The organism is Poseidonocella sp. HB161398, assembly GCF_005870025.1.
Lineage (GTDB): Bacteria > Pseudomonadota > Alphaproteobacteria > Rhodobacterales > Rhodobacteraceae > Mangrovicoccus.
Genome location: NZ_VATA01000151.1, coordinates 1 through 4,881 on the forward strand (window position 1 = coordinate 1; position 4,881 = coordinate 4,881).

General features: G+C 65.4%; 4 protein-coding genes. All 4 read left to right on the plus strand.

Annotated elements, in window-relative coordinates:
- On the plus strand, positions 1 to 958 hold a 958-nt coding region (locus FGX59_RS35890; RefSeq protein ID WP_138473351.1), incomplete at its 5' end, for a DUF1214 domain-containing protein.
- 55 nt (positions 959 to 1,013) lie between these two features.
- Positions 1,014 to 2,510: a DUF1214 domain-containing protein gene (locus FGX59_RS35895; protein WP_138473352.1), complete on the plus strand. Its 1,497-nt coding sequence runs from the start codon at positions 1,014 to 1,016 to the stop codon at positions 2,508 to 2,510.
- A 104-nt stretch (positions 2,511 to 2,614) separates the two neighbouring features.
- Entirely contained in the window at positions 2,615 to 3,532 is a 918-nt protein-coding gene (locus FGX59_RS35900; RefSeq protein ID WP_138473353.1) for a Hint domain-containing protein, read from the plus strand.
- Between the two features lie 131 nt (positions 3,533 to 3,663).
- The gene (locus FGX59_RS35905; protein WP_138473354.1) at positions 3,664 to 4,431 is read left to right on the plus strand and encodes a transporter; all 768 of its coding nucleotides are present in this window, start codon (positions 3,664 to 3,666) and stop codon (positions 4,429 to 4,431) included.
- Positions 4,432 to 4,881 lie beyond the last annotated feature (450 nt).

The following is a 4,881-nucleotide window of genomic DNA, read 5'->3' on the forward strand; positions in this document are numbered from 1 at the left end:
CTTCGCCTTCGAGTCCTCCACCTACAACGTCTTCCTCTTCTTCCGCACGGTGATGGCGCAGGGCGACGGCGCCCCCGATCCGGCCCCGGCCGTCGCGGCGGCGGAAACCACGCGGATCTATCCGCTCTGGGAGGTGGAGAAGGACATCCCCGCGATGGAATTCCCCAATGCCAGCGGCGTGCGGGTCAACATGATGTACCCGACGGATTTCGAGTACTGGACCAAGCTGAAGGCCTTCGTCGACTACGAGCCCGTCGAGGCGATCGACCCCGAGCTGCGCGGCGTCCTGGCCTCGATCGGCATCGTCAAGGGCGCCCCCTTCGAGCCGCATGACTGGCAGCGGGCAGCGCTGGAGAAGGCGCTCGCGGACGCGCCGAAGATGATCCTCGCCTCGGCCCAGACGGGACGCGCGGACGGGCGCAGCAAGTACTATGACGACCGGCAATGGGAACGCGCCTGGGTCGGCGGCACCAATGACTGGATGCAGGAGAGCTATCTGGATCTGGGCGCGCGGTCGCGCTTCTTCCAGTACGCCTATTCCTCGGCCCCGGCGATGGTGATGCGCACGACGGGCGCGGGGTCCAAGTACCCCTACACCATCCGCGATGCCGAAGGGGAGTTCCTGGAAGGCGGCAGCACCTACCGGCTGACCCTGCCGCCGGACGTTCCCGCCGCGCTGTTCTGGGCGGTGACGGCCTATAACGTGACCGACGGCACGATGCCGGAAACCGCTCAGATGCTGCCCTCGACCAACGGCTACTACGACATCCCGCAGAACGCGGACGGGTCGATCGACATCTGGTTCGGCCCGCAAAAGCCCGAGGGCGTGGCGGATGCCGCCTTCATCCAGACGGTGCCGGGGCGCAATTTCGTCGCCTGCCTCCGGCTCTACGGCGCCGAGGATGCCTTCTACGACCAGACCTGGAAGCCCGACGATCTGGTCAGGGTCGTGCAGTAGAGCTTTTGCGCGGCCCCTCCGGGCCGCGTCCGTACGCAATTTCAGGACAGACCCCATGACCTACCGTCTAATTCTCGCAACCACGGCATCCGCGCTCCTCCTGGCAGCCTCCGGCACCCTCCGCGCGCAGGAGGCCGTGCCGCTTGCCGGGGCGACGCTGCAGGGCGACGAGACAATCGACACGCCCGCTGGCCGGATCGACCTGCAGGACAGCTATTTCGACGGCGACGCCTCCGCACGCCTCTTCGACCTGATGGACCTGCAGCGCGCGGCGCAGCTCTACATCTGGTCGACGCCGCTGGTCAGCACCGCCCATTGGCGCGACGCCCAGGGTGCGGCCTTCGGCACGGACGCTCCGGGGGCCTTCGCCGTCCTGGAGACGCTGAAGGAGAAGCGCGGCATCGTCACCGCCAACCTGACCACGCCCTACATCTTCAACTTCAGCGACCTCTCCGGCGGCCCCATCCAGATCGACTACCCGGCCGGACAGACAGCGGGGGGCGTGCTGGACATGTGGATGCGGCCGGTCTTCGACCTCGGCCTCACCGGCCCGGACAAGGGGGAAGGCGCGACCTATATCGTCGTCGGACCGGAGGACGATCCCTCCGCCTACGAGGCCGATGACGTCCACGTCTTCCAGAGCGCCACGAACAACCTGATGGTCGGCATCCGCATTCTCGATCCCGACCCGGCCTACTACGACACCTATGTGTCCCAGTACAGAATGGGCCCGGTCGGCCAGACGGAACCGGCGAGCTTCGTCCGCGGCAAGGACGTGGAGTGGAGCGCCACCGCGCCGCGCGGCCTGGACTACTGGGAGACGCTGGCAGGCATCGTCAACGAAGAACCGGTGCGCGAGATCGACAAGCCCTGGATGGAGATGCTTGCGCCGCTGGGCATCGTGAAGGGCGAGGACTTCGCCCCCGACGACCGCCAGCGGAAGATCCTGCTGGAAGGGGCGGCGCTCGGCGAGCTGATGACCCGGAACCTGCAGGTGAACCCGCGCTATGCCGACGTCTGGTGGCCGGGCACCTCCTGGTACAAGAGCTTCGATTTCGGCACCGCGCAGGAGACCGAAGTCCTGCAGCAATTCGACGAGCGCGCGACCTGGTTCTACGAGGCTGTCGGGTCCTCCGAGGGAATGGTCAACCCGACGCCCGGTGCCGGGCAGGTCTACATGACGACCAAGCGCGACGCGAATGGAGACATGCTGCGCGCGGACCGCAACTACGTGCTTCATGTCCCCGCCGATGTCCCGGTGGCGCAGTTCTGGTCTCTGACGCTCTACAGCGAGAACACGCGGCGCCCGTACGACAATGGCGGCACCGAGATTTCCGATGTCAGCCTCGACAGCCGGATGGAGCAGCTGCAGTACAACGAAGATGGCTCGGTCGACCTCTATGTCGGTCCCGATGCGCCCGACGGGCTGGACTCGAACCACCTGGAGACGGTCGGCGATGACGGCTGGTTCGTCTATTTCCGCCTCTACGGGCCGGAGGACGCTTTCTTCGACAAGAGCTTCGCCCTCGCCGATTTCGAGGTCGCCGGATGAGTTCGCCCTTCCGGTCCGGTCCCGCCGCGATCGGCAGGCCCGCCCCCATTTCCCAGCCCCGCGGCCTGCATGGGCCGCGCCGAACCAAATGGAGCACATGAAGAATGGCACAGTACGATTTCCAGTCCGTCATCGCGTTCACCAGAAGCGGCAACAGCCTCAACTTCGGGGGCGGCACGAGCTCGGACCTGTCCGGGACGCTGGATGACGGCGACACGTCGGATGACAGCTTCCAGGAGAACGAGGTGGTGGGCACGGTCGACGGCAATGCCGTGCACTTCATCGGCACCTACACCATCGACGGCGAGGAGTATCCGGTTGTCACCATCGATGGCGACCCCGACAGCGGCTACCTGCTGAGCCCGTATGTCGCGACGGCCTCCTTCAGCACGCTGCCCAACGAGATCAGCACGACGGACGATGCCTTCAACTCCGCAGCGGACGCAGACTTCGTCACCTGCTTTGCCGCCGGAACCCTCATCGCGACGCCGGAGGGCGAAACGGCGGTCGAGGCCCTGTGCATCGGCGACACGATCCTGACCTCGGACGGCCGTGCGGTCGCGGTCAGGTGGATCGGGCGGCAGACCGTGGACAAGCGCTTCACGCCGGCAGATCGCTTCCTGCCTGTCCGGGTGAGGGCTGGCGCGCTCGGCGACGGGCTGCCGCATGGCGATCTCGTCCTGACGGCGGATCACGCCCTTGTCCTCGACGGGCTCGCCATCAATGCCAGTGCGCTGGTCAACGGCACGACGATCACGGTCGAGCCCGCCGCCGGGCTGCCCGACCGCGTCACCTACTACCATGTCGAGACCGACGGGCACGAGGTGATCCTGGCCAACGGCGCCCCGGCCGAGACCTTCATCGACTACCGCGGACGCCGGGCCTTCGACAATTTCGCCGAATACGCGGCGCTCTGCGGCAAGGAGCCGACGATCCGGGAGATGCCGCTCCCGCGGGTCTCGGCCGCGCGGCTGGTGCCACCGGCAGTCCGCGCGAAGCTGAACAGCACGCGGGCCGCCTGAGCGCGTTCCCCGGCTCGGCGAAGAGCATCTGGAACTCTCGCGATGCCGTCGTGTTCGCCGGCATCGCCCTTCCGTCGCACCACTCCGGGGAGGATCGTGGAATGCATTTCCGAACGGCAAGGATCGCAGCCATGCTGCTGCCGCTGCTGCCCGTCGCAGCAGCGGGGCAGTCCGGTTCAGACGCCGACTTGGCCAAGCAGCTCGCCAATCCCATCGCCAACCTGGTCAGCGTACCCTTTCAGTTCAACTACGATCACGGCCTCGGCGCAGAGGACGGGACGCGCTGGCTGATGAATTTCCAGCCGGTGATTCCGATTGACCTGGGCGCGGACTGGCTGATGATCTCGCGCACGATCGTGCCGCTGACTTGGCAGAACGACGTTGTCCCGGGCGAGAACATGCAGCTCGGCCTCGGCGACACGGTCCAGAGTCTCTTCTTCTCGCCGAAGAACGGCAGTTCCCTGACCTGGGGACTCGGTCCGGTTTTCCTGCTGCCGACCGCCTCCGAACGGACCCTCGGATCGGAGAAATGGGGCGCGGGCGTGACAGCTGTCGCACTCTGGCAGGCAGGACCCTGGACAGTCGGCGGATTGGGCAACCACATCTGGTCGGTGGCTGGCGACGCCGATCGAAGCGACCTCGACCAGACCTTCCTGCAACCATTCCTCAACTACACGACAGCCTCGGCCACGTCCCTTTTCGTGAACACCGAAAGCAGCTATGACTGGGAGGACGATGCCTGGTCGGTGCCAGTCAATTTCGGGGTCAACCAGCTGATGACGGTTGGCGGGCAGCGTATCCAAGTGGGCGGCGGGCTGCGCTACTGGGCGGAGGCACCGGACGGCGGCCCCGATGGCTGGGGTGCACGGCTTAACCTGGTTTTTCTCTTTCCGAAGTGATGGACAAGGAAAGCGCGATCTATCGCGCCTTGTTGGAGTGGACGGCCCTCGGACGGCATTGAAGTATGCCAGATTGTGCCGTCGAAGAACTCGAGCGAAGGAGCCGTCCTGGGTCATATTATTCGCATTCTGGCATGAATCTGCGGCCAGAACGGCCAGTTCCTTCCGGATGTGGATCGTCACCAAACCGTGACCCTGTCTGATTAATGGATAACTATCGGTGTTTATGTAAGAACTTCATTCTCGTGCCGGGTCCTGATCAGCGCCGATCGGGACCCGGCTCGAGCAGAAAAGTCTCGGTATAAACAGCTGGTTGCAAGCCGAATGGGCAGGGTCACGGTTTGATGCTGATCCACAGTCCGAGGTAACGGATAGAACCCACCGGATGCTGGCGGCAAATTGATGGCCGAAGCGGCCGACCCGGCCGCGGATCGTTTCGCGGGAGACCGT

Coding starts and splice junctions, on each gene's coding strand:
- FGX59_RS35895 (WP_138473352.1), top strand. CDS start 1,014: ATGACCTACCGTCTAATTCTCGCAACCACGGCATCCGCGCTCCTCCTG.
- FGX59_RS35900 (WP_138473353.1), top strand. CDS start 2,615: ATGGCACAGTACGATTTCCAGTCCGTCATCGCGTTCACCAGAAGCGGC.
- FGX59_RS35905 (WP_138473354.1), top strand. CDS start 3,664: ATGCTGCTGCCGCTGCTGCCCGTCGCAGCAGCGGGGCAGTCCGGTTCA.